This window comes from Paenarthrobacter sp. AR 02, assembly GCF_021538675.1.
In the GTDB taxonomy this organism is placed as follows: Bacteria; Actinomycetota; Actinomycetes; order Actinomycetales; family Micrococcaceae; genus Arthrobacter.
Genome location: NZ_JAJUKH010000001.1, coordinates 1,227,055 through 1,249,956, shown reverse-complemented (window position 1 = coordinate 1,249,956; position 22,902 = coordinate 1,227,055). Strand labels below are relative to the sequence as shown.

Sequence of the window (22,902 nt, the reverse complement as noted above, 5' to 3'; positions counted from 1 at the left end):
GTTCGATGCTCTCACATGGTGAGAGCTATTTCTAGATGGTGGGGACAACTATTGACAAGTGACCGCACTCACAGCCACTATTGCTGTATTGCACAAGTAGCTCTCACCATGTGGTTACTTTGAGGGATGATCTGGCCGCACCTCGCTCTGGTCTCCCACAGACGCTAGATCCGCGACATCGTCGTCACAGAAGGAACACCCAATGAGCCAAACAATGCCGTCAGCGACGCCAGGCACTGAAACCATCACCGGAACACCCCGCAAAGCAGCCCTCGCCAGCTTCCTGGGCAGCGCCGTCGAATACTACGACTTCTTCATCTTCGGCTCGGCGGCAGCACTGATTTTCCCGCACGTCTTCTTCCCGGACGCCGATGCCAACGCAGCGATCATGTCCTTCGCGACCTTTGGCTTCGCCTACGTCGCCCGCCCCATCGGCGCCATCATCCTGGGCCACTTCGGCGACAGGATCGGCCGCCAAAAAGTCCTCATGTTCACCTTGGTGCTCATGGGTGCGGCAACGTTCGTCATCGGCTGCCTTCCGGACTTCAAAACCATTGGCTGGTGGGCCCCGGTGCTGCTGGTCCTCGCCCGGCTTTGCCAGGGCCTTTCCGCCGCAGGTGAGCAGGCCGGCGCATCATCGATGACCCTTGAGCACGCCCCCGATAACCGTCGATCCTTCTTCACCTCGTGGACCCTGACCGGTACGCAGGGTGGCCAGATCCTGGCGGCCCTGGTCTTCATTCCCGTGGTGGCATTGCCTGACGAGATCAAGTACGGCATCGGCTGGCGCATCCCCTTCTGGCTCAGCGCCGTGGTGGTCATCGTGGCCTTCTTCATCCGACGCACCCTTCACGAGCCGCCGGCATTCGCCGAGGCCAAGAAGAACAACCAGATCTCCAAGCTCCCCGTCGCCGACCTCCTTCGCCTGCACTGGCGCGACGTGCTCCGGGTCGTTTGCTGCGCCTTCATCGCCGCCGTCAGCACCGTATTCGGAACCCTCGCCATCAAGTACGCCCAGGATGTGGCCCACGTCAACAGCACCATCACGCTGTGGTTGGTTGTTGCGGCCAACGTCGTAGCCCTCGGAACCCAGCCATTGTTCGGCAAGCTCGCGGACAAGATCGGCCGGAAGCCAGTCTTCATCTACGGAGCCATCGCCAGCGCCGTCATGACCCCGGTCTTCCTGCTGACCCTCGAAGGCGGCAACGTTCCTCTCATGTTCGTGGTTTCCGTGGTCTTCTTCGCCTTCGGCTACGCGGCAGCGAACGCGGTATGGCCTTCCTTCTACGGTGAAATGTTCAGCACGAAGGTCCGTTTCTCTGGTCTGGCCATCGGCACCCAGCTCGGCTTCCTCATGGCAGGGTTCGCTCCGGCGATCGTGACTGCGCTCGGCGGGACCAAGCCCGGCGGGTGGGTCCAGATCTCCATCTTCACCGCCGTGATTTGCGCCATCGCAGCAGTCTCCGCGATGACTGCCCGCGAATCGGCAAAGATCCCCACCTCCCAGCTTGGCTTGCACAAGGAAGCCCAGCCCGCGTAGTCGGGGGAAGTACCTTTCCGGACGCTTCGCAGACAGGAAATGCCCGGCATGTTTCGCGACATGCCGGGCATTTCGCTGCTCAGCGGCGACTCGACGTGGCCGACCGGACGCAGGCGGGAAGGAACGCCCGCATGATGCTACTTGTCCAATACGTTGAACCTGTACATGAAAGCCGCCATCGCATCACGGTTCACAGGTGTCACCGGGCGGAAAGTCTTGTCCGGCCAGCCTGTGCTGATTTCCGTGGATGCCAGCCAGGCGATTTCTTTGTAGAACTGTCCGGTGGCTGGTACATCGACAAATGGCGAAGTGGCAGGCGGAATGTAGCCCGCAATCTTGGAGAAGCGGTACAGGAAAGCGGCCATCGCATCACGGTTCACGGGTTCCAAAGGCCGGAACGTTTTATCCGGCCAGCCACCCGAGATCTTGGCGGACGCCAGCCAAGCAATCTCCTTATAGAACTGGCTGGTAGTTGGAACGTCCGCGAACGGCGACACGGCCGGTGGGGTGAAAGTGGGTTGTCCCGCGAGCCGATAGAGGAAAGCGGCCATGGCGTCACGGTTTACCGGGAGGTAGGGCCGGAACGTGGCATCAGGCCAACCGGTGGAGATGCCGGTTGACGCTGTCCAGCTGATTTCATGGTCGAACTGTTGTCCTTCGAACACGTCGGCGAACCGCTTCGGGGACCAATAGGTGACTGTTCCGACGTCGGTCTGGGCGCCGCTGGTGACGGCGATTTCCTTGGCTTCGGATTGCTCTGCGACGTTTCCGGAATACGTGGGACCGGCCAGACGGACGTTGGTGGTGTTCCCGCGGAGACGGTACGACCCGGTGGTTAGTCCGGTGATGGAAAAGTTTCCCTTGGTGTCAGTGATGGCCTTTCGGCTGATGAACGAGCCATCCCGCGTATAGGCCTCGACGACGGCCAGAGGCAACTCATGCCCCTCAACGTCCCGCAGGACTCCGGTGATGGTGCCACCAACTTCCCCCGAGAAATCGAAGCGGGTCTTTTCTTCGTGGGCGGCCAAGGAGATCGTCTGGGCGTTCTGGAATCCCTGATCCTCTGTCACACCGTTGTAGTACTGGCCCTGGTACGAAGCCCGTGCTTCGTACCCGTTCAAGCCATCAGTCATATCCAAGGCGAGTTTGTACTGGCCGGGTTCGAGTCCGCTGAGTGTGTAGGAGCCGCTACGCACCGAAATGTCCTGTATGACCTTTCCAGCAAGATCCCGCACGGAGACGCGGTGCCATCCGTCATTCGAGGACGGCAACGCCGGGTTAACCCAGCCGCTGATGCTGGCCCCGGCGTCACCAGTCACATCGGCTTTTTGGACGTCCTGCTCACCGGAGATTGATATCGGTGTTGCCGCGGAAAACGAGGCCCCGCCCCCATACCAGGACGTCAGGACGCCACCGGAAACGCGGACCCGGTAGTCGCCTGTGGGCAGACCCCGAAGGTCGTAGAGACCGCTTGCGTCCGGGAATTCAGAAGCGACCACTGCTCCCGATGGGTCCAGCGCTTCGACATGGACGGTTCGGTAGTCCACGTAAAACGGCATGGCGACCTGGCCCTGGATCCGACCACCGCTCATGTCCAAGTCGATCCCGGTCCGCTGCTGCCCCTCATTGACCAGGACGGGAACCGACGTATCGAAATCCGAGCCACCCCAGATTTCTTCCGGCCACCAAGCGTTGTAATCGCCCGAATAGAAGAAGACCCGGTACTCGCCAGCCTGAAGACCTGAAATGGTGTAGTTACCATCGGGCGCGACGGAGGCCGAGGCGACGGGGAGGGCCTTGCTGTAGAGGCCCATGGCCCAGACCTCGACCTTCTCCAGATCCACTCCTTTGCGGACTTTGACAGTGCCACCGATGGAGGTCTGGGTGTCTGCCTGGGCCGAGGGAGCCATTGATGGGGCCGGCCCTTCAGCCCGCGCCGGAAGCACTGCCGTCAGAAGCGAAGCGGCTACAGCTGCCGCCACGGCCCAAGCGGTTATGCGCCGACGCCGGATCCTCAAAAGAGACACGGATTCCCCCAAATTCAAGAGTGGATCGCCGTCGTTACCGCAGCGAATATGGCAATGCTAACGTTCGCCCCGGACAGAAATGGAACCCGGGTCTCAGCTCCGGCAACGAGTTACCGTGGATCGAGCACCACTGACTGGAATGCGCCCCGCCCGGTCCCGGTGTACAGGAAGAGCGCACCATCACCGGCGACGCCCACTACGGACGGATTGCCGGTACCGGTAAATGCGTTGCCGAGGGCGGTGAAGGAACTGAACATGTTCCAACCCGATCCCAGCGCTGTTCTCGGCAGGAAGCCGCCTGATCCGTTGCCCGGGTAGAGCCAGAGCGCACCGTCAGTGCCCCTGGCCATGATGTCCTCGTTGCCGTCGCCGTTGAAGTCGCCGCCCTGGAGCACGGCGTTGAAGATGTTCCAGCCCGTGCCGATCTGGCGCCATGCCTGGAATCCGCCCACACCGTTGCCCGGGTAGAGCCAAAGGTTTCCATCGGCCGCCCGTCCCACAAGATCTGCCTTGCCGTCGCCATCGAAGTCACCCGGGGCGAGCAGCTGGGTGAAGCCTTGCCAGCCCGTGCCGATTTGCTGCCGTGCCAGGAACTGGCCCTTGCCATCCGTCGGGTACAGCCAGAGCACCCCATCGGCGGTGCGGGCTACAAGGTCGGGGTGGCCATCGCCGTCGAAATCTCCGGCACTGACCACGGAAGTGAAGACGTTCCAGCCGGAGCCCACCTGCACGCGCGGCAAAAAGCCGCCCGAGCCGTTGCCGGGGTAAAGCCACAGTGTGCCGTCGGTTCCCCGGGCGAGGATGTCAGCGACAGCATCGCCGTCGAAGTCGCCGGCCTCCCAGACCTGGGCGAACTGGCCCCAGCCGGCGCCGATAGCCAGGCGGCTGGCGAAGCCGGATCCGTCCCCCGGGTACAGGCGCATGTTCCCGGACGAGGTCACTGCCAGGACATCAGAGCGGCGATCGGCGGTGAAATCCTGGCCACCGACCAGGTCACCAACGCTGTTCCAGCCACTTCCGATGGCCACGCGCGGGGCGAAGCCGCCCCAGCCGTTTCCGGGATACAGGTAAAGAGTGCCGTCGCTTGCGCGCGCAAGCAATCCGGCCCCGGCTCCGCCAAAGGAGCCGTCAGAGGTGATGCTGGTGAAGCCGCTCCACCCCGAACCGATCTGCGACCAAGGCCGGAAGCCGCCCTTGCCGTCGCTTGGGTAGAGCCACAGGGTGCCATCGGGCTTGGTGGCCATAAGGTCGGGGCGGGCATCGCCGTCGAAGTCCCCCACGCCAATGAGGTTTGAGAACTCCTGCCAGCCGGATCCGACCTGCCTGCTGGCAAGGAATCCGCCCTTGCCGTCGCCGGGATACAGCCACAAGGTGCCGTCGCTGGTGCGCGCCAGGATGTCCCCGCGGCCGTCGCCATCGAAGTCCGAGATTCCGGTGATGGCGTCGAAAATGTTCCATCCCGAGCCAACTTGGCGGGGATTGTCCAAGCGGTTGCCCGGCAAGCCCGCGTAAAGCATCAGGCTCCCGTCCGGCTCCCTGGACAGCACGTCGGCCAGTTTGTCGCCGTCGAAATCGCCCGCGGAGAAGCGGACTTTCGCAGTTAGTCTCGGATCAGCAAAGATAGTCACCGACGCCGATGTCTTGCTGACCGCGTTAATGGTCACCTGGGTCCCGGTGTACGTCGTGAATGTACTGCCCGCCTGCCATGCGTGGTTTTTGGCGTAATAAGGCTCGGTAAAGGGAACCGTTGACGGCATCAGGATCAGCGACGACGCAATGGTGGCACCGCCCCGCTGGACAACCTTTACGCCCATGTTGCCCTGCGGCCTGCCGGCGTCGCCCAAGTAGCTGTCGTAGCCGGCGGGTTCCCTCAACTCCAGGTAATAGACCTCTTTGCTGATGGGGTCGGTGAACTTGATGGCGCGTTGCGCATCGGTGCCGCCCCAGGGCTTCAGCGTGTAGGTCTTGGCCCCCGTTGCCACTCCGACGTCCCTGATTTCATCGCCACGCCCCAGTTTGGCGTAATCCCAGAACGTTGAACTGACCACGGGTTGGGCGTACTGCGCCGCGCCCATGAGGTCGGTGGTGTCGCCGTACTCGCGGATGTAGCAGGACGGGTCGGTGAAACGTCCGTCGCTGTTAACGCCGACGTCGGACGCGCCACTGCCGCACTGCAGTGCGTCTGCGTGCATCAGGCCGATGACGTGACCGAACTCGTGGCTCATCACGTTGTTCGAGAAGTCGCTGAGCTGCGGCATGAGAACCCGACCACTGTAGGCTCCGCTGCTGTACCCGGCGCCCAACGCGTTGCCGGACAGCGTGGACGTGGGGATGAAGATCACCAGCGCGGTGTACGGACTCGCCGACCATTGAAGTTCGCTGGTGATGGTGGAGATGATGGTGCCGTAGCTGTCCGTTGAGCGGGCCTTCGACTGGAAGCCCTCCACCCTGCTGTTGACGGTCATGGAGAGCTTGTTGTCCGTCATGGCCTTCCAGTAATTACTGGTGGACACCACGGCCTTTTCGGCCCCGGCCATGGAAACAGGGTTGCCGTTGTCTGCCAGCTTGGCCGTCACCAACCGCACACGGATGTCTCCGCTGGGCCCGGTGGCCGCCACCGTGTTGTCCGGCGCGGTGTCCAACGGCGAAGCGTCGGGTCCCTCGAAAGTATGGTCCGAGTGCGGCGTTCCCTCCACGAACCGGACATTCGGGTTGTCCGGCCCCGGAACCGGCACGGCCGTAGCCGGAGCCTGAACGAAAAACAGGCCAGTGGCAAAAACCATTAGACCTGTGGACAAAGCGATGGATCGCCGCAAAACTCCCATTGATTCTCCTGGGGAACGGAGCCTGTGGCCCCTGTGAGTCTCAAGAGCCACAGTCAGGTTACAGGCGGCTCGACAGTACCCTGTGCACATGCGGGCGTAACGTCGGCGAGTCTTGGGAGCTTCGGGCGGCACGCTGCGCCATCGCACATGCAGTCGCCGTAGGCGCCAAGATCTTAGAGCACATCCCTGATGATCCTCGACTCTTGGATGACTTGGGGTCGAGGTTGCTTTGAATCACTGTTCGGTACTTCGCGGCCGAGGGCCAGCAGACCAGCTCGGAGTAGATTTTCAAGCGGGATCTCCCCGTAAGGTTCCTTTAGTAGGAAGACGGGGGCTACATGCGCGTGGCGGATTTCAGGCTTCGAGTCACCGAGAAGCAGTACACGTTGGCACCAGCCTCGTTGAGCACTTCACCGACGTCTGAATCGAACTCCAATGTTTCCCAGCGCGGCTCGTCCTCGCCCTCTCGCAGCTGTCCGTGCATCCATTTATCACATGTAGAACCGAGGTGTTCGCCGACTGCAACCAGATCCCGCGGTGTCCCACTTCTTCCTACACGCTAGGCAATCACCCTAAGCGGGCCTCCCTGCTCTGGCGCGGTTTCGCTGTCCCACTTCCTTGGAAGTGGGACGCCTCCATTGGGACAATCCCCCACCCATTCGAATCCGCAAGATCCCGCGAAACAAAGCCGTCCCGTATGTAGTCCCAAAAGTCATGCAACAAATCCCTGTTACAGAGACAACTTTCGGTACGGTTCAAATCGGGTACGCAAGGGGCTCAACTACAACGCCCGTAAAGTGGGCGCCCTGGGCTGGGATTGATCAGACGCGGGCCTGCTCCATCGCTGCTGTTAGTCCTTCGACGTCCTCGACGTCGTAGAAAGCAACTGTTTGTCCCATGCCAAGGCGGAAAACGTCCATGCCCGTGTTTTGATACAGGCTTAGGAGCCCCCCGAAACTCTGGTACCCGAACGTGACGCTGATGTGGCGGCCGTCCTTGGTCATGTCTACTTTGGTGGGGATTCCGACGATGGGAGAATCACTGATCGATCTCTCCCCGTGGCAGACGATGGCTCTCGAGCTTGTGAGCGCGTAGACGGTTGCGAGCTTTCGTCTCTTTTTGACGATGAAACGGCCGAAGATGAAATACAGGCCCACAAGAACGAACGGTATGCCCCAGATGATGAAGAGTGGCTGCCTGACGACCGTAATGGCGGCGACCTCCCAAACAATCGCGAACCCTCCCCAGAGGATGCTGAACGGCACGAAGAACGCGTCCGCCGCGGTGAAGTGAACCTTGGGATCGGGCTCTCCGACCCACAACAGCTGCTCACCAGTGCCCAATTTCGGAAGAATGCGGTTTCGTGGATCGGTCATATTCCGAATTCTTGCACAGCAACCTTCCAATGGAGGCACTACGGAATTTGAGACCAATGACTCCTCGCACAATGACCCGCCGCCAGCCCCATGCTCGACCAGAAATGGTAGGGAGTCCTGGTCGGTCATAAAGAATAATAAGGCTACGTATTGCCTTCTGGGTGCGGGCCTGTGATGATCGTCCTTGTGCGCTCATCGGGGCGCAGGCATTTTATTGGGGGATAATTTCATGACCGGTCTACGGTCACTTTTCGCTGCCTTTGTTGTCTCGTTATTGGCCGTAGCCGGGCTCGCAGCCCCTGCCATGGCATCGCCCGTGGCGGTACCGGCGGCGCCTACGACCGTCCCGGCCGCGGTGCCGGCCCTGGCTCCTGCGGCCCTTCCCACGGTGGTGACCGACGCTTCCCAGGCTGGTGTGTTTGTCCCGGCCCAGGGCCGGTTGGTCGATACCCGTGATGGCTCCGGGGGTGTGGCCGGCCCGGTCGCAGCGAACACGTGGACACCGATCCAAGTGCTGGGGCAGGCTGGTATTCCCGCATCGGGCGCGAAGGCCGTGGTTCTGACGGTCACGACGGTCGCTTCCCCGGCGGATGGGTGGACGCAGCTGGCCTCCAACACGGACCGGCCAACGGCGCAGACCTACAACCTGTACAGCGGCTACAACGACACGTTGTCGAACACCTCGATCGTCACGATCGGCTCCGATGGGAAGATCGCGCTGCGGACCTCGGTGTCCCAGCATTACGTGATCGAGGTCCAGGGCTATTTCACCTCCGGTGACACGGTCGCCCCGGGTGGGTTCGTTTCTGTCCCTAACAAGCGCGTGGTCGACAGCCGGGACGGGACCGGCGTCACGGCCGGGGCATGGAACAACGACGACGTCAAGACCGTGAACCTGAAGAACGTTGGCGGGATCCCCGATACCGCTGGGGCGGTGTTCGCGAACGTCATCGTGGTCAGCGCCGATCCGAACAACCTCACCCCCACTTTGTACCCGTACCGGCCCGACGGCACGGACCCGAACGCTCCGCTGCACTACCGCGGTGGCGAGACCACCGGCGTGGGAACCACCCTGGACTTGAACGCCGAAGGTGACATCACCTTCCGGGTCGGGTGGAGCACCTCACCGATCCACGTCATCATCGATGTGCAGGGCTACTTCGACGGCCAGGCAAGCGACAGCACCTACCATTCCCTGAACACCCGCCTGTACGACAGCCGCAACACTGCCGTCGTCCCGGCCGGCGGCACGGTCCAGGTCCAGGTCGCCGGAGTGAACGGCCTCCCCGCCGCGGGTCCGGAACTGGCTGGTGTGACGATGAACATCACCGCCATCAACCCGAGCACCAGCACCGACACCGGCTGGTTCCGGGTCTTTCCCTCCGATGAGACGGAACCGCCGCTGAGCTACGTGAACTACGCCGAACCCGGCGACAAAGTCTCGAACGTGCTGATCGTCAGGCCCGGCACCACGGACGGGAAAATCAACGTCAAAAACATGGGCGTCGCACCGGCCCACTTCCTCATCGACACCCAGGGCTGGTTCACCAACGCCCACCTCCTCCCCCCGGCCACCGGACCAAATGGGGCCGTGTCCGGCCAGCGCGGGGCAGCGTCCATGGTCAACCACACCCTCTCCGACACCGCTTCCGTGGGTTGGAACCCCACCACCGGCAACACGGTCCTCACCGGCTCGCTGCTGCACCTGCGCGGCGTCGGACAGGACCTGAACCTGGGCTGGCGGTACAACAGCTACAACGACGCCCGGCCGACACTGAGCCTGGGCCGGCTCGAAGCCGCCCTGCGGGTCAACTCCACCACGAACGCCGTCACCTACACAGCCCCGGATGGCGGCTGGTACACCTTCGCCTCCAACGGGACAACCTGGACCATGCCCCCGGGCCTGAACGCGTCCCTGACGAAACCAAACCCCAACGAATACCGGATCCGGTTCAACGACACCGGCGTGACCAACGTCTACACCGACGACGGGGCGAACTACTCCCTGGCCCGGACCATCGACGCGAACCTCACAAACCCGAACACCATCACCTACGGGCACGTCAACGGCGTCCTGAACACCATCACAGACACCCAAGGCCGGGTCCTGAAGTTCCTCTACGAGGACACCCGTAACCTGAACCAGCCCTCCAAAGTCACCGACACCTCCCTGAACCGCTCCGTCACCCTCGAGTACAACGGCGGCCAGGGCCGGCTCTCGAAGATCACCGACGCCACCGGCACCACGACGGCGTTCACGTACAACACCGCCGGGAAGCTCTCGACCTACACCGACGGCAAAACAGTGAAGACCTCCTTCACCTACGACACCGCAAAACGCACCGCGACGATCACCTACGGCACCGGAACCACGGCCCAAAGCGTCTGGACCCCCGCCTACCCGTCCTCGACGACGACAACGCTGAAGGACCCGAACGGCAAGACCGCCACGTACACCTACAACGCGGCCAAGCAGATCACCAAGGTCCTGGACGCCAACGGCAACGACGTCCAGTCCACCTTCGACGGGCACGACAACCGACTCACCTCCACCGACGGGCTCGGCAAAACCACCACCAGGGCGTACAACGCGAACAACAGCCTCACCAAGATCACCTCACCCCTGGGCGGGGCATCCGGCACCGCCGGGGAAATCTCCTTCACCTACGCCTCCCTGTCCGGTGACCCGCTCTCGAACTACCGGCCCAACGCAGCCACGAACAGTGAAGAGAACACCTCCACCATCACCTACGACGCGAACACCAGCGCCGTGAAGCAAACAGCATCAGCCGGGGCAGTGAACGAACAAACAATCATCAAGAACTACTACCAGGGCGACACCCTGGGAACCACCTGTGGCGCCAAGCCCGGATCCCTGTGCAAGACCATCGACGGGAACGGCAACACCACCACCTACAGTTACAACGCCGCCGGAAACCCTGTCACGATCACCCGGCCGGCACCGCTCGGCGCTGTGACGAACACCTTCGATGCCGCCGGCCGGGTCGCAACGGTCAAGGACGGCAAGAACCAGACCGCCACCTACACCTACGACAACAACGACCGCATCACCGAAGTCCGCTACGGTGCCAGCTGCATCACCTCCACCTGTGTGGCGTACACCTATGACGCGAATGGGAACCTTACCCAACGCGTGGACGCGGCCGGCACCACCACATACGCCTATGACGCGCAGAACCGGGCGACGGGTAAGACCATCGGCGGCACCACCACGACCGTGACCTACGACGGGGCATCGAACATCCTGGCCTTCGTGGACCCCACCGGTACGGTCACCTACAAATACGACGCAGCCAACCGGCTCGCGTCCCTGGCAGAGCCCGGCGGGTCCTGCCCCGCAACACCGGCGTTCCCGAACAGCACCAAATGCACCGGCTTCGGATACGACAAAAACAACCGCCGCATCTCCACCAGCTACCCCAACGGCGTCACCAACACCACCGGCTATGACAACACCGGCAAAATCATGTCCATCACAGCGAAGAACAGCAGCGGCACCGTCCTGACCAAACGCGACTACACCTACACCACCACCCCATCCGGGAAGGAAGGTGGACTCCGCAAGACCATGGCCACCGAAGTAGCCGGCTCGCTGACCACCTACGGGTACGATGTCCAGAACCGGCTCACCAGCGCCACCCAAGGGGCCACGGTGGAGGGCTGGACGTACGACAAGAACAGCAACCGCATCAGCGCCTCCAAAACCGGTGTAGCCACCCAGTACTCCACGTATAACGCCGCGGACCAGCTGTGCTGGACCGCGACCACGAACGGCGCCTGCAGCACCGCGCCCACCGCCGCCACGTCGTACTCCTACGACGCGAACGGCAACACCACGGCGGCTGGTACGACCACGTCAGCGTTCAACGTCTTCAACCAAGTCACCTCCACCACGGTCGGCGCCACGACGACGAACTTCGCCTACGCCGGGCTCCGCAACGACGAACGCACCAGTGCCGGATCCACGAACTTCCTCAACGGATCCCTCGGCATCACTACCCAAACCACCGCAGGAGCGACCACCGCGTTCCTCCGCGACCCGGACGGTGGCCTGGTCAGCATGCGCACCGGCACCGGGGCAAGCCTCTACTACACCACCGATGCCCTCGGCTCCGTCATCCTCCTCACCGACAACACCCAGGCAAAAACCGCAACCTACAGCTACGACTCCTGGGGCAACACCACCGCCACCGGCACCCAAGCCGGGGCGAACCCCTGGCAATACGCCGGCGGCTACAAAGACACCCCCACCGGCTACACCAAATTCGGCGCCCGCTACTACAACCCAACCACCGGACGCTTCACCCAACCCGACCCATCCGACCAGGAACAAAATCGCTACCTCTACGGGGGTGCCAGCCGAGTAGCCAACACGGATCCCACCGGACTCCAATACGGTGACTCAGGAGACCCGTTGCCTTGCTCACCTGCCAATACTGCGACCTGTGCTGGATTCTCGCCTCCACTGATCAGTTCACCCGCCGATACCTTCGGATGTAGGCTCACTGCCATCTCGTGGTTTTTTGGGCCGGCAGCCCTACCACGCGTAGGGGGCCTTCTGTTTGGAGAGGCAGCAAACTGGGCAGCCGGCGTTATCGGAATCAGTGGTTTCGCTGGGGGCGGTCTCTGTTACGGCGGTCTTTGAGCTCATAGGTATCCGACGCTGATTTAGCGGACAAGATCAGGAGTAGATTGAAAACTTCAAGAAAAACTAGCGCGGAAAACCGACGCGATCGATTCTTTGCCGGTTCCGTCATTGTGCTTCTGTCAGTCATAAGCATTTTCTTTCTACTGCCGCAGATTATTTCGCCAGGCCCCTACCCAGTTCTCTTTTCATCGGTGTTCTGGCTACTGGCGCTTGTCGGAGCTTGGCGCCTATTTAGGGATCCTGAATATGTGGTGACGACTAAGACCTGGAAGATTGTGTCATTCGCTGGGTGCGCACTTTTGGCCCTCGGATGGTCGACGGCCGACGTCTTGGTAAGGCACTCGATCACTGTCCCTGGCTTATCAGCGGGGTTCATCGGTTACTTCATCTTTTTCCTGCTGTTTGAAAAGGAGGTACGCGCCCGCACCGCTTCAAACGACGGGGATCCCCTCCCGACGTCTTGAACGTGTCGTTATCGTCGTCTCGGAAGCGCGTGCTCGGGTCTGACAGAAGTTGCTTCTCTTGGCATCGCAGGGACGGGCTTGGCAGTGCCAAGAGTTGACGATCCTGCCGCTTTCCTGTGGATGGACGATTACTGTTGCTGGCATTGGTGTATTTTGCCCACGAGCCTCAAGAGCCCATGCCCAGGTAACGGTATACGGTCGTCGACTAGCCCCAATGATCTTTCCAATCTCTGATGGCTTGAGGCCACGGGCATTCAGCTCATACCCTCTTGACCTTCTCGTGGTCAGAAGTGACCTCCCTGTCGGCTGTCCTTTCTTCCGTTTGCAGCTGCAGCGGCCATGCCGGTCTTCGTCCGCTCGGAGAGTTGGTCTGGTTCCAGCTGGGCGAACGCGGAAATGATGGCGACCATTGCCTGAGCCATAGCTCCCTCAACTTCACTGGCCGGGTCAGTGGCGATGCCATCCCGTAGCGAACGGAACCTGATCCCACGCGCCTTAAAGTCATCTAGTAGCTCGAGCAAGTGTCTGGTGTTGCGTCCCAATCGGTCCAACTCCGGACGGCTGACCCGGGCACCGCTGATCCTTGGTCTTTAAAGATCTCGCACACCACCTGCCTCCAGTTCGCGGATCTGAAGATCAGTCTTTCGGTCCGCCAGGCTAACGAGGGCATATCCGAGGCGCACCATCGCTCTCCGTCTTATCAAAGGACAAAACTGATAATTCTGAGAATACGTCAGTGAGACACTTTGTTCGGACGAGGGAGGTGTAGTAGATCCGCGAGTCGGAATCGTCCTCAACGGTCGGCTTTTCGGTTCTTATCAAAGGATCCATTGATGGTATGACCACACAGAGGGCCATCACGGTGCGACTCGTACGTACATGCCTTGTCAGCCGGACAACACTTATCCTTGATCGGCGTTTTGCTGGCACGATGAGGGACCGGCTAACGGGCGGTCAGGGTGGTTAGGTTAGGTGCGACCGATCGCTTGAGCCACCGTTGCCCAGCAAAGTTGAGCAGGATTGCAGCTGAGACGACTTGCTTCCGCAGCGTCGGGCCTGTTGTCGAGGGTTTGGCCCCCGATGGTGGCTTTGAAGGCGTCCGCGGTGGTGTCCACTGTCCGTTCGACGGCGGCGTGGATCAGGGGCAGGTCTTGGGCTGCGGCGTCCGCTGCGGCTTGTTCTCCGCGTTTGGTGTGGTTTCACCGCGACCAGGTTGCGGTTGTAGGCCCGGTCCAGGCGGGACAGGCGGGCGAGTTCCTGGTCCGCGACGGCCTTTTCCAGGACGAGCGGGTTGCCGCTGGTGATGGCTTTGGCTTGGGCGAAGTTCAGGGTGTTGTCCCCGATGTCTTCGATTTCCCGGACGTCCAGGCGTCCTCGCATGATCTGGTTGATGAACCGGGATTTGCGTTCCAGGCCTTGCCACATGAAGGAATCGAAGGATTCCTTGGTGACGACCTGGGAGATGCGGACCTCGGGGTTCTGGTTGCCTTGGCGAAGGATGCGGCCGTGGCGTTGCTCGACGTCGGCGGGCCGCCAGGGGGCGTCCATGTCCACCAGGTGCACGGCACGTTTTTGGATGTTGGTGCCGACACCCATTTTTGAGGTTGATCCGACGAGGACGGCCATCTGTCCGGAACGGGCGGCTGCGAAGAGCCGGCCTTTCTCGTTGTCGTTTTTGGCTTCGTGGATGAACCGGACCATGTGTTCGGGCACTCCGCGCCGGCGGAGCTGGTCTTTGAGTTCGCCGTAGACGTTCCACTTCTCCGAGGGGGTGCCGAAGGCGCAGAACACCAGTTGCAGGGCACCGGGAACCGGGTCGGGTTCCCCGGTGGAGGGGTCGGTGTAGATGCGGTCTTTGAATTCTTCGTACACGCTGGCCAGCAGCTCGGCGGTGGCGGTGATCTTGGTGGGTCCGTGCTGGAACAGTGCCGGATCCACGAGCCTCATGTCCACGGCGGCCTTGCGGCCGTCCGAGGAGACTTTGAACATGTTGTCTTCCTCGGAAGCCACGAGGCGCTGCTGGATGGCGCCGATGCGGTTGCCGATGTCCTGCACCGACCTGGTGGACCAGCCCGCCGGCTGGTTCGGAAAGCATCCGTGCCAGAGCGGCGCGCTGGTGCGGACGCGGGGAGAAGTCTTTGGCCATCCTGGGCAGCGTCAGCCGCGCCCCCTCGGTGCTGTAGTCCCGGAGAACGACGGAGTTGAAGCGCCCGATGTCCCCGCCAACGAGCCGATTGCACGTTCGGGGTTTCCTCCCACGCCCACTCGCTGAAACGCTCCTGCAGCAACAGCACTTTTCCCTGGGAGGCCGGGGTTGAGGACCCCGCCCTCGTTACCCCCTAAGGCAGAAGTACGCCACCCCGAGGACGCCCCTGTACCCCTCTTCATAAGCAGCGCGCTGTTCCTCATATTGTCGACGGACCTGCTCTGCGGCGGGATGGTCGTCATCGTGTGCTTCCAACCAGCGGGTAAACCTGCCACGGAATCCGGCCTCGAAGACGTCCCACTCCTGAATGCTGGCCAGGTCCTCGTCTACCACTTCGAAACCAGCGGCCAGGATCTGCTCCCGCAAGTCAACACGGCTCAGGAACTCGTCATCGCGTCCCGCCAGAGGTGCGGTGGCGGCCGGATGAGGCGGTGACGACCAGATCGCCTCGCCGTAGACGAGCCGCCCGCCGGGAAGCACCAGGGCTCGAAGTGCGCGCAGCGCGGCTGCGTAATCGAGCGGCTTTGCGTCCTCCACAGGCGGCCCCCAGATCTGGCTCGCACCGATGCAGATCACTGCATCTGCGCGGCGATTCCGGACCTCCAGCCCCGGCATCGAATCGAACGTCGCCCTGTCGAGGAGTCCACGTTCCAATGCTTGTTGCCTCGCGCGGTCGATGGACTTGGACGAGGCGTCCACTCCGTGTCCCCGTGCCTGCGGGGCCGACGCCAAAACCCGAAGGAGCAATTCGCCCCAACCGCAGCCCATATCCAGGACCTCAGCGGGCGCGGGGTCGGACAGGAACGCCACAAGGTGCGCGGCGCGTTCCTCGGAGAGCGGAGTAAGCCAGGTCAGTGACTCGTAGAGGGGCGGCATTTCAGGCGAAGTAACGTGGGTCACCAAATGATGCTCTCACGGTCAGGGGCGCCACCCACCGCGAAACGCAACTACCCCGGAAAGCTAACCGGACCCTAACCACGCGGAAATACGGTGGCAACATTGCCGCGCCACACTGGAATAGCCGGCAAGTGCAGGCGCCCAGCTCCAGCCAGGAGGACACCATGCTGAAGGAAGTCCCAACTCACACAACACGTATACGCGCGATCAGCCAGCTCCACCGCGGAGACGAGATCGAAGCCCGCCTGTCGGTCGGCCCCGCCTACGATGACGTGGTCATCCGCCGCGGACGGGTCCAGGAAACGGCGCCGGGAATCGGTGTCGTCTGGATCATGGATCACGCTTCAGGCATGAGAAAAGCAATCAATACCGATGAATGCAGTGTTTGGCGCGTCGCCTGAACAGGGCTGGACCCCAACGCTCTTCAGCCGCCGGCCACGGACTGGATAATCAAGACCTCCTGGCCAGCCGCAACCTCCGTATCAAGCCCCTTCAGACGCCGGACTTCATCCCCGTTCACGTATATATTCACGAAACGGCGAAGCGCCCCGGTTTCATCACGCAAGCGCCTGGCCAGCACCGGATACTCTCCGGTGACTGAGTCCAGCAACTGTCCCACGGTCACAGCCCCGTCGGCGGACGCAGTCAGATAGGACTGTCCGCCGACGAGCGGCTGCAGGACGCCAGGCAACAGGACCGTAAAGTCAGCCACAGCGGACCTAACCAGGTACCGGGGCGTCGGGTTGGTCTTCGGGAGACACAGCCGTCTCGGCAGCCGCATCCACAATGACCGCGGCCTCCGCCAGCACTGTTGCTTCCGCTGCAGCCAGCGGGGCTTCCGCCCCTGCCGGGTTTCCAACCACGACGGCGGCACGCACGCTAAGTACGTCCGGCAAGTGTGCTGCCACTTCAGTGAAGGTCACGCCCTCATCGTCGCTGGCGTAGACGGTGCCGCCGCGGGTGCCGAAATACACGCCAACAGGCTCGGCCGTGTCCACCGATGCGGCGTCACGGAGGACCGCGTTGTATTCGTGGTCCGGGAGTCCGGCGTGGAGTTCCGTCCACGTATTTCCTGCATCATGGGTCCTGTGCACGCTGAGCTTGCTGTCCGGCGGGATACGTTCGCCGTCGGCTTTGAGGGGAATCACCCAGGCCGTACCCTCGCGCCGGGGATGCGTCAGCATCACGAACCCGAAGTCCGCGGGCAGGCCCTCGGCAATGGAATTCCAGTTCTCGCCGTCATCATCGGTCCGGTATACGCCGTGATGGTTCTGCGCATAAAGACGACCGTCGACGGCGGCGTCCGCAGCGATCTTGTGGACGCACTGGCCGAACTCGGGGTTGGGGTCGGGCATGAAGTAGGCCGATATCCCCTTGTTCCGGGGCTCCCAGGAGGCACCGCCGTCGAGCGATCTGTAAACGCCGCCGGTGCTCATGGCGACGTGGACCTTCTCCCCGCTCGGATCCACCACGATCGAGTGTGCCGCCGCGCCGCCATAGCCTGCACCCCACTCACTGCGATGGGGGTGGTCCCACAGTCCGCGGTTCAGCTCGAAGTGCTGGCCGCCGTCGGTCGATTTCCACAGCGAAATCGGCTCGCAACCGGCCCACACGACGCCTGGCCGGGAGTCGGCGTCGGGGTGGATCTGCCAAATGCGTTCCAGGGCCGCGTCAGTATCTTCGGGGAATTTGATGGCACCTTGTTCGGGCTCGGTCCATGTGGCGCCAAGGTCGTCGGAATGGACAACGGTGGGACCCCAATGTTCGGAGCGCACCCCCACCATGATCCGCGTTTTGCCGTCCCGGGTGTCTATTCCGATGCTTGGTATCTCACTCATCAGGAAATGTGGGCCGGAAAGGGACCATTCCTTGCGGTCCGTGCTGGTTGCCAGCCACAGGCCCTTCTTGGTCCCGATCGCTAAGAGGTAACTCTCTGGGGTAGCCATGAACCCATGCAACCATCCGCTGGATGGGGAGGGCAATGGTTTTTTCGAGGGAGGGTGCCTCTCCAGGCAGGGAAACTGCAGAGCGGCTCGCCGGGCCTATTCACTGTTGGGGAAAAACATGCTTGACTGATGACTTTGCGGCCGAATTCGGTCGCAGCAACAATCTTGGGGGATTAAAATGAAACACGGAGATGGCTGCCAATGATAATTCTGACTGGGAGCTCCTTGGTTACTGGCCGGTAGTGGGGCTGCGTTTATGAATTCGCTTGCATTGCAAGAGGGAACCATCGTCCTGGACCCCTTCGCCGTCCGAATCGTCCTTGGCTTGGTGACCTTGGCGCTGATTGTCATCTCGTGCCTTACCTCGCAACGGAAACGCACCCCGTACGCCGACTGGTGGCGGGCAGCCCTCTTCCTGTTTTTCGTGGGAAACGCCGCTTTCCTGTTAAACGGCACATCTTTACAATGGTGGGCCAACCCGGCGGGTAAGTTCCTGGTGGTGGCGGGCGCCTTCTGCGTCTGGGCGGGAGCGCGCACCCTCCGCGACCGAAAGGCCGCATTATGGCAGCTCCTGCCGGGACCCCTGCTGGCAGGAGCGGCCTCCATTCTGGATGACCCAGCTTCAAGCGTGTGGTCCGGCGGGATGGCTTATCTGGCGATGACCACCGCCGGAATCGCTTTTGCCGCAATTGAACTGTGGTTCACAAAATCAGCCCGGTCCAGAATCACCAAGTTTCTGTCCATCATGGCTGGGCTGACGGCCGCCTATTACCTGCTGCGCACCCTTACTTACATTTTGTACGGTGCTGAAAGCTGGCTGTTCCAGACATATTTCGGTTACGCTCCTGCAGCCTTGGTGCACCTAATGCTGCTGGTCGCGGTGTCATCCACCATGAATACCCTGAGCAACAGGCAACTCATCCGGCGCCTACGCGAGCGCGCGGAACGGGACCATTTGACGGGACTGCTCAACAGGGGTGCCTTCCTGGATTTGGCTGCCCGGGAACTTGCGCGCTCTTCACAGGACCGCGGCGCTGCCCTCATCCTGGCCGACCTGGACAACTTCAAGGCCGTCAACGACGAATATGGACATTCGGCGGGGGACGCCGCCCTCCGCGCCTTCGCCAAGGCCAGCTCAGCCGCCGTCAGGTCAACGGACCTCATTGGACGCTACGGCGGGGAGGAGTTCATCCTTTTCCTGCCTGGAGCCTCGCAACAAAGGGCCGAAGCCATCGCCTCGGATATCAGCGAGCGCCTGGCTGCGATGGACGGCACCGATGGCCTGCCCTTCCCGACGGTCAGCTACGGCGTTACCTCCACGGGAGCGGGGGCTCCGGACCTGGCGCTCATGATCAACGTGGCGGACGCCGCCCTGTACAGCGCCAAAGCCCAAGGCAGGAACCGGGTTGTGGGAGCGGACCCTTTGGACGCTGAATCGGCAGAGGACAAGGCAACACCGTAGGCATCGGATCTGGTGAGCGGCACGCACCCCTGAATGCGTGCCGCTCACAGCCCTAGCAGGCAGTCGGTTCCCCGAACGGCAGTGAGGTTCCGGCTATGCGCCAGAGGGAGCCGTCCCAATGCATCGCATACTGGATCCGCCAATTCGAGCAGGTCTGGCCGTTCCTGCCATGGGCCGCGTCCTGGATGGTCTGAAGGACTACGTTGGCGTTCAGGTCATCCGGGGACTGTGTATTGGTGACGTTGTAAAGTTCGGCGTTGGTCCAGTAGGACGAACCCAGCCCTTCGCTCCACTTGACCGAGTCTCCAAAGGTGGCCTGGAGTTCGGGGGTGAGAATCTTGAAGGCCGCGGCGTAAGCACCTTGGTTAATGCCTTGCCCGTGAAGAATCAAGCTCTGCCCTACGCTGCGGGCCTGATCGTGATTCGCCGAGACCGTGAAGGGGAAGAACCCGGAACCCGGTGCCGGTGCGTTGCCGCATTCGTCGAAGGCCACTGGCGTAGCCCGGGATTTCCATTCGTTGACCGCTGCGGAAACACGGGGTGCTGTTACTGCATAGGCGATTCCTTCTGCCCTGCCGTAGCCTTCGGGCTCAATGGTGACCACTACACCGGAAACCTCCCCGTCCTGGGTGATGAGCGGCCCTCCACTGTTGCCATGATTGATGGCGGCGTCTGTCTGGATAAGGTTCGGGAGAGTGCGGTCACCGATGTGTTGCTCGACGTCGAGCGCGCTCACCGTTCCCCTGGTCAAGGTGAACGGATGACCCAGGGGAAATCCGAGTGCCGCCACATCGCTCCCAACCGGGGGCTCGCTGCTTCGTAGTTGAAACTGATGCCCTTCCACAGGGCTTCGGGTTTTAACAACCGCGATGTCCGCCACGTCGTTCTTGCCGAGAACCGTGGCGTCTACGGAGGTCCGGCCGAAGGCGATGCTGATCGCGGATGCGTCACGGACAACGTGGGCGGCTGTGACCACCAGGTCCGGTCCCACAAGGAACCCCGTACCCGTTTGACCGGCGTCGCACGTCGTGACGGTCAGCTGCCCCACGCCCGACTGCACCCGGGCAACCACGTCAGGCCAAGCTCTTGGCTCAGGAGACGTACTGGGGGTCGTGTCAGCAGCAGAGCTTCCATTCGAGGTCGGAGTGCTCGGGGAAGGGCTGGGGACTTCCTGGCTGGTTGCTTGTGGTGGTGAAGAAGCTTGCGGAGACGGACTGGAGCCGCCAGTACAGCCCGTTGCCACAAGACACAGGCTTAGGGACGCTATGACAGTGCAACGGACAAAGGGGCTTGGTGTGCTGTTCATCAAGTACCTCCTGACGCTGAGCGCGGAGCAGCGGCATGGGCAGGATCCCCCCGCAACTGCGCACTCAAAAGAAAAAGTCGGGTAAGCCGCCGTCGTAAAAGATTGATCATGGAATGGATATGCGAGACCCATGATGCAAAATCGACGGCCGTTTACTCGACTCGTGTTTCCCAGCAAGCACATCGTAACGCCGGAAAAGCCGGCCAAGGAGAAACCGCCACGCCATAGGCCTAGGCTGAACGTGGCAAGATTCCCAGCCCACGACGGAGGAAACCCATGACAGAAGCAAACACCAACTCACGTGCGCAGCAGTTGAAGGCCCTGCACGAGGCTCCGGAAATCCTCAGCGTTGTCAACGTGTGGGATGCCATCAGTGCCTCCACGGTGGCAGCTCTTCCAGAGACCAAAGCCATCGCGACAGCCGGCCATTCCATTGCCGCCGCCTACGGCTATGCCGATGGGACCATGCCGCTGGACGTGGCGCTCAGCGGGGTGGAGCGGATCGTCAAAGCCGTGGACCTTCCCGTCACAGCCGACCTGGACGACGGATATGAAGACCCTGCCGAGACCATCCGCCGGGCCATCGCCATTGGTGTTGTCGGCGCGAACGTCGAGGACCGGTTGCGCCCCTTCAACGACGCCGTTGCCCGGGTTCAGGCGATCATCAAGGCCGCCGAGGAGGAGGGCATTGCCTTCCAACTGAACGCACGCACTGACGCGATCGTCCGCGGCGGCGACCGCCCCATCAAGGACAGCCTCGACGACGCCATCGCCCGCGGCCGGGCGTTCCTCGACGCCGGTGCTGCTTTGGTTTTCGTCCCGGGCGCACTGAACCGTGAAACCATCGAGCCCCTGGTTGAAGGCCTGGGACACGGAAAGCTCTCCGTGATTGGCGCGCCGGGAGCCCTTCCGGCGAACGAATTGCAGGAGCTCGGCGTTGCCCGCGTCTCCTACGGCCCGTTCACGCAACGCGTCGCCTTGCGCGCTCTCCAGGACCTGGCCATTGACCTCTACGGATCGGGTGTCATCCCTGCTGACACTCCTGCCTTGAACTAACCGCAGCAGCAAAAGCAACAACCGGGTCCCGCCGCATCACCACGCGGCGGGACCCGTCTTTATGAGCCGGCCCGGGTATCGAAAGCGGCCGCTGATTCCCGGAGAAGTCGAGCAACGGTGTCCAGGGGCAAACTCGTTGCCCTTCGCCGGTCGAACCTGCGCAGGGCAATGTGCCGGGTACCCAAACCAGGGACATCCAGGATGTCCACGTTGTCCTGGACCACGCCGGTCAGTGCCAAAGTGGGAACAATCGCGACACCCTCGCCGGCGGCAACCAGTGCGAATGCGGTGAGCGTGTCCTGGTACTGATGGACCGTCTCAATACGGGCACCGGTGGTGTGGCGAAGGCGCCCCAGCACGGCGTCGTTGGCTGCGGACGGCTCCACCCCAAGCCACGGCAGATGCAGCCGGCTGAGGTCGATGCTGTCCGTGGCCAGCAAGGATCCTGCCGGCACCACCAACTTCCACGGTTCATCGAGCAAGGGCTCCTCGACCATTCCGGCAGCAAGCGGGTGCTGGACCGCGGCCGCCGAATCCTGCTCGATGACCACCGCATCGAGCTGCCGTTGCCTGAACAGGCGCATGAGTGCTGGAAAACTGTCTTCCACGATCCTGATCTGCAATTCGGGGTACTGGCTGCGCCACTCGGGCAAGCGTGGAATCACCACGGTCCGCATGAAACTGGTGAATCCGCCGATGCGCACCACGCCTGCCACCTGGGCTTCCCCTTGCATCCGTGCCCGGGCAACATTGAGCGCTCGTTCGATCTCTTCGCCGGCTTCTGCCACCGCCAGTCCAGCTGGAGTCAGGACCGAGCCTTTGGGGGTTCGCATGACCAATGCCTGCCCTGCTTCGCTCTCAAGTTTGCTGAGTTGCTGGGACACTGCGGACGGCGTGATCCGCAGTTCATCGGCAGCGGCAAGAACGCCTCCAGTGCGCGCCACAGCAAGGAGGACAAGCAGCCGACGCGGGTCCATTTCCATGTTAAGAAATCCTAAATACGGGATTCAGCGGAATGCAATTGATCTAAAGAAGAATCTCCAGCAATATCTATCTCAGAGCTGCTGTTCAGCCCAACGAAGGATGAACCAGGGCAGACCCAAATCCAAGAAATTACGCCATCGGCAA

16 protein-coding genes are annotated in these 22,902 nt (G+C 62.1%); 5 read left to right on the top strand and 11 right to left on the bottom strand.

Annotated features, from left to right (window positions below; genetic code table 11):
• Nucleotides 1-202: 202 nt before the first annotated feature.
• The gene (locus tag LRQ04_RS05850) at nt 203-1,540 is read left to right on the top strand and encodes an MFS transporter (protein ID WP_235518323.1); all 1,338 of its coding nucleotides are present in this window, start codon (nt 203-205) and stop codon (nt 1,538-1,540) included.
• Nucleotides 1,541-1,677: 137 nt separating this feature from the next.
• Here LRQ04_RS05850 and LRQ04_RS20695 read toward each other — a convergent pair whose 3' ends face one another.
• The 4 genes from LRQ04_RS20695 to LRQ04_RS05830 form a co-directional block, all read right to left on the bottom strand.
• Nucleotides 1,678-3,522: an S-layer homology domain-containing protein gene (locus tag LRQ04_RS20695; RefSeq protein WP_235518321.1), complete on the bottom strand. Its 1,845-nt coding sequence runs from the start codon at nt 3,520-3,522 to the stop codon at nt 1,678-1,680.
• Nucleotides 3,523-3,677: 155 nt separating this feature from the next.
• The gene (locus LRQ04_RS05840) at nt 3,678-6,350 is read right to left on the bottom strand and encodes an FG-GAP-like repeat-containing protein (protein ID WP_235518317.1); all 2,673 of its coding nucleotides are present in this window, start codon (nt 6,348-6,350) and stop codon (nt 3,678-3,680) included.
• Between the two features lie 376 nt (nt 6,351-6,726).
• Nucleotides 6,727-6,876, bottom strand: coding sequence for a hypothetical protein (locus tag LRQ04_RS05835; RefSeq protein WP_235518314.1), 150 nt, complete (start codon nt 6,874-6,876; stop codon nt 6,727-6,729).
• Between the two features lie 337 nt (nt 6,877-7,213).
• Nucleotides 7,214-7,768 (bottom strand): hypothetical protein, encoded by a 555-nt coding sequence (locus LRQ04_RS05830; protein WP_235518312.1) that lies wholly within the window; start codon nt 7,766-7,768, stop codon nt 7,214-7,216.
• A 229-nt stretch (nt 7,769-7,997) separates the two neighbouring features.
• Between LRQ04_RS05830 and LRQ04_RS05825 the strand changes: the two genes are divergently transcribed.
• Nucleotides 7,998-12,434, top strand: a complete 4,437-nt coding sequence (locus tag LRQ04_RS05825; RefSeq protein ID WP_235518311.1) for an RHS repeat domain-containing protein — start codon at nt 7,998-8,000, stop codon at nt 12,432-12,434.
• Nucleotides 12,435-13,185: 751 nt separating this feature from the next.
• On the opposite strand, the gene LRQ04_RS05820 is transcribed toward LRQ04_RS05825, so the two are convergent.
• From LRQ04_RS05820 to LRQ04_RS05810, 3 genes are all read right to left on the bottom strand, one after another.
• The gene (locus LRQ04_RS05820) at nt 13,186-13,422 is read right to left on the bottom strand and encodes a recombinase family protein (RefSeq protein ID WP_235518697.1); all 237 of its coding nucleotides are present in this window, start codon (nt 13,420-13,422) and stop codon (nt 13,186-13,188) included.
• 442 nt (nt 13,423-13,864) lie between these two features.
• Nucleotides 13,865-14,956 carry a helicase-related protein gene (locus LRQ04_RS05815; RefSeq protein ID WP_235518309.1) on the bottom strand — a complete coding sequence of 364 codons (1,092 nt, stop codon included), beginning with the start codon at nt 14,954-14,956 and terminating at the stop codon, nt 13,865-13,867.
• Nucleotides 14,957-15,233: 277 nt separating this feature from the next.
• Entirely contained in the window at nt 15,234-16,007 is a 774-nt protein-coding gene (locus tag LRQ04_RS05810) for a cyclopropane-fatty-acyl-phospholipid synthase family protein (protein ID WP_235518307.1), read from the bottom strand.
• 161 nt (nt 16,008-16,168) lie between these two features.
• Here LRQ04_RS05810 and LRQ04_RS05805 point away from each other — a divergent pair, with 161 nt between their 5' ends.
• Nucleotides 16,169-16,405: a hypothetical protein gene (locus LRQ04_RS05805; protein WP_235518305.1), complete on the top strand. Its 237-nt coding sequence runs from the start codon at nt 16,169-16,171 to the stop codon at nt 16,403-16,405.
• A 23-nt stretch (nt 16,406-16,428) separates the two neighbouring features.
• Here the strand turns inward: LRQ04_RS05805 and LRQ04_RS05800 are convergent, their stop codons facing one another.
• Nucleotides 16,429-16,716: a MoaD/ThiS family protein gene (locus LRQ04_RS05800; RefSeq protein WP_211710084.1), complete on the bottom strand. Its 288-nt coding sequence runs from the start codon at nt 16,714-16,716 to the stop codon at nt 16,429-16,431.
• Nucleotides 16,717-16,723: 7 nt separating this feature from the next.
• A complete protein-coding gene (locus LRQ04_RS05795; RefSeq protein WP_235518302.1) occupies nt 16,724-17,950 on the bottom strand; it encodes an exo-alpha-sialidase in 1,227 nt (408 codons plus the stop codon).
• Between the two features lie 256 nt (nt 17,951-18,206).
• On the opposite strand from LRQ04_RS05795, the gene LRQ04_RS05790 reads away from it, so the two are divergent.
• On the top strand, nt 18,207-19,412 hold the full coding sequence (locus tag LRQ04_RS05790) for a GGDEF domain-containing protein (RefSeq protein ID WP_235518301.1): 1,206 nt from the start codon (nt 18,207-18,209) through the stop codon (nt 19,410-19,412).
• Between the two features lie 52 nt (nt 19,413-19,464).
• On the opposite strand, the gene LRQ04_RS05785 is transcribed toward LRQ04_RS05790, so the two are convergent.
• Complete coding sequence (locus tag LRQ04_RS05785) at nt 19,465-20,460, bottom strand: S1C family serine protease (RefSeq protein ID WP_235518299.1); 996 nt, start codon at nt 20,458-20,460, stop codon at nt 19,465-19,467.
• Between the two features lie 534 nt (nt 20,461-20,994).
• Here LRQ04_RS05785 and LRQ04_RS05780 point away from each other — a divergent pair.
• Entirely contained in the window at nt 20,995-21,774 is a 780-nt protein-coding gene (locus tag LRQ04_RS05780) for an isocitrate lyase/phosphoenolpyruvate mutase family protein (RefSeq protein ID WP_235518297.1), read from the top strand.
• Between the two features lie 59 nt (nt 21,775-21,833).
• On the opposite strand, the gene LRQ04_RS05775 is transcribed toward LRQ04_RS05780, so the two are convergent.
• Nucleotides 21,834-22,757 (bottom strand): LysR family transcriptional regulator, encoded by a 924-nt coding sequence (locus LRQ04_RS05775; RefSeq protein ID WP_235518296.1) that lies wholly within the window; start codon nt 22,755-22,757, stop codon nt 21,834-21,836.
• Between the last annotated feature and the right edge of the window lie 145 nt (nt 22,758-22,902).

Bases quoted from the DNA above. Each gene is read 5' to 3' on its own strand.
- LRQ04_RS05805 (WP_235518305.1), top strand. From the start codon at position 16,169: ATGCTGAAGGAAGTCCCAACTCACACAACACGTATACGCGCGATCAGC.
- LRQ04_RS05850 (WP_235518323.1), top strand. From the start codon at position 203: ATGAGCCAAACAATGCCGTCAGCGACGCCAGGCACTGAAACCATCACC.
- LRQ04_RS05795 (WP_235518302.1), bottom strand. From the start codon at position 17,950: ATGGCTACCCCAGAGAGTTACCTCTTAGCGATCGGGACCAAGAAGGGC.
- LRQ04_RS05840 (WP_235518317.1), bottom strand. From the start codon at position 6,350: ATGGTTTTTGCCACTGGCCTGTTTTTCGTTCAGGCTCCGGCTACGGCC.
- LRQ04_RS05835 (WP_235518314.1), bottom strand. From the start codon at position 6,876: ATGCACGGACAGCTGCGAGAGGGCGAGGACGAGCCGCGCTGGGAAACA.
- LRQ04_RS05775 (WP_235518296.1), bottom strand. From the start codon at position 22,757: ATGGAAATGGACCCGCGTCGGCTGCTTGTCCTCCTTGCTGTGGCGCGC.
- LRQ04_RS05780 (WP_235518297.1), top strand. From the start codon at position 20,995: ATGACAGAAGCAAACACCAACTCACGTGCGCAGCAGTTGAAGGCCCTG.
- LRQ04_RS05825 (WP_235518311.1), top strand. From the start codon at position 7,998: ATGACCGGTCTACGGTCACTTTTCGCTGCCTTTGTTGTCTCGTTATTG.
- LRQ04_RS05830 (WP_235518312.1), bottom strand. From the start codon at position 7,768: ATGACCGATCCACGAAACCGCATTCTTCCGAAATTGGGCACTGGTGAG.
- LRQ04_RS05790 (WP_235518301.1), top strand. From the start codon at position 18,207: ATGAATTCGCTTGCATTGCAAGAGGGAACCATCGTCCTGGACCCCTTC.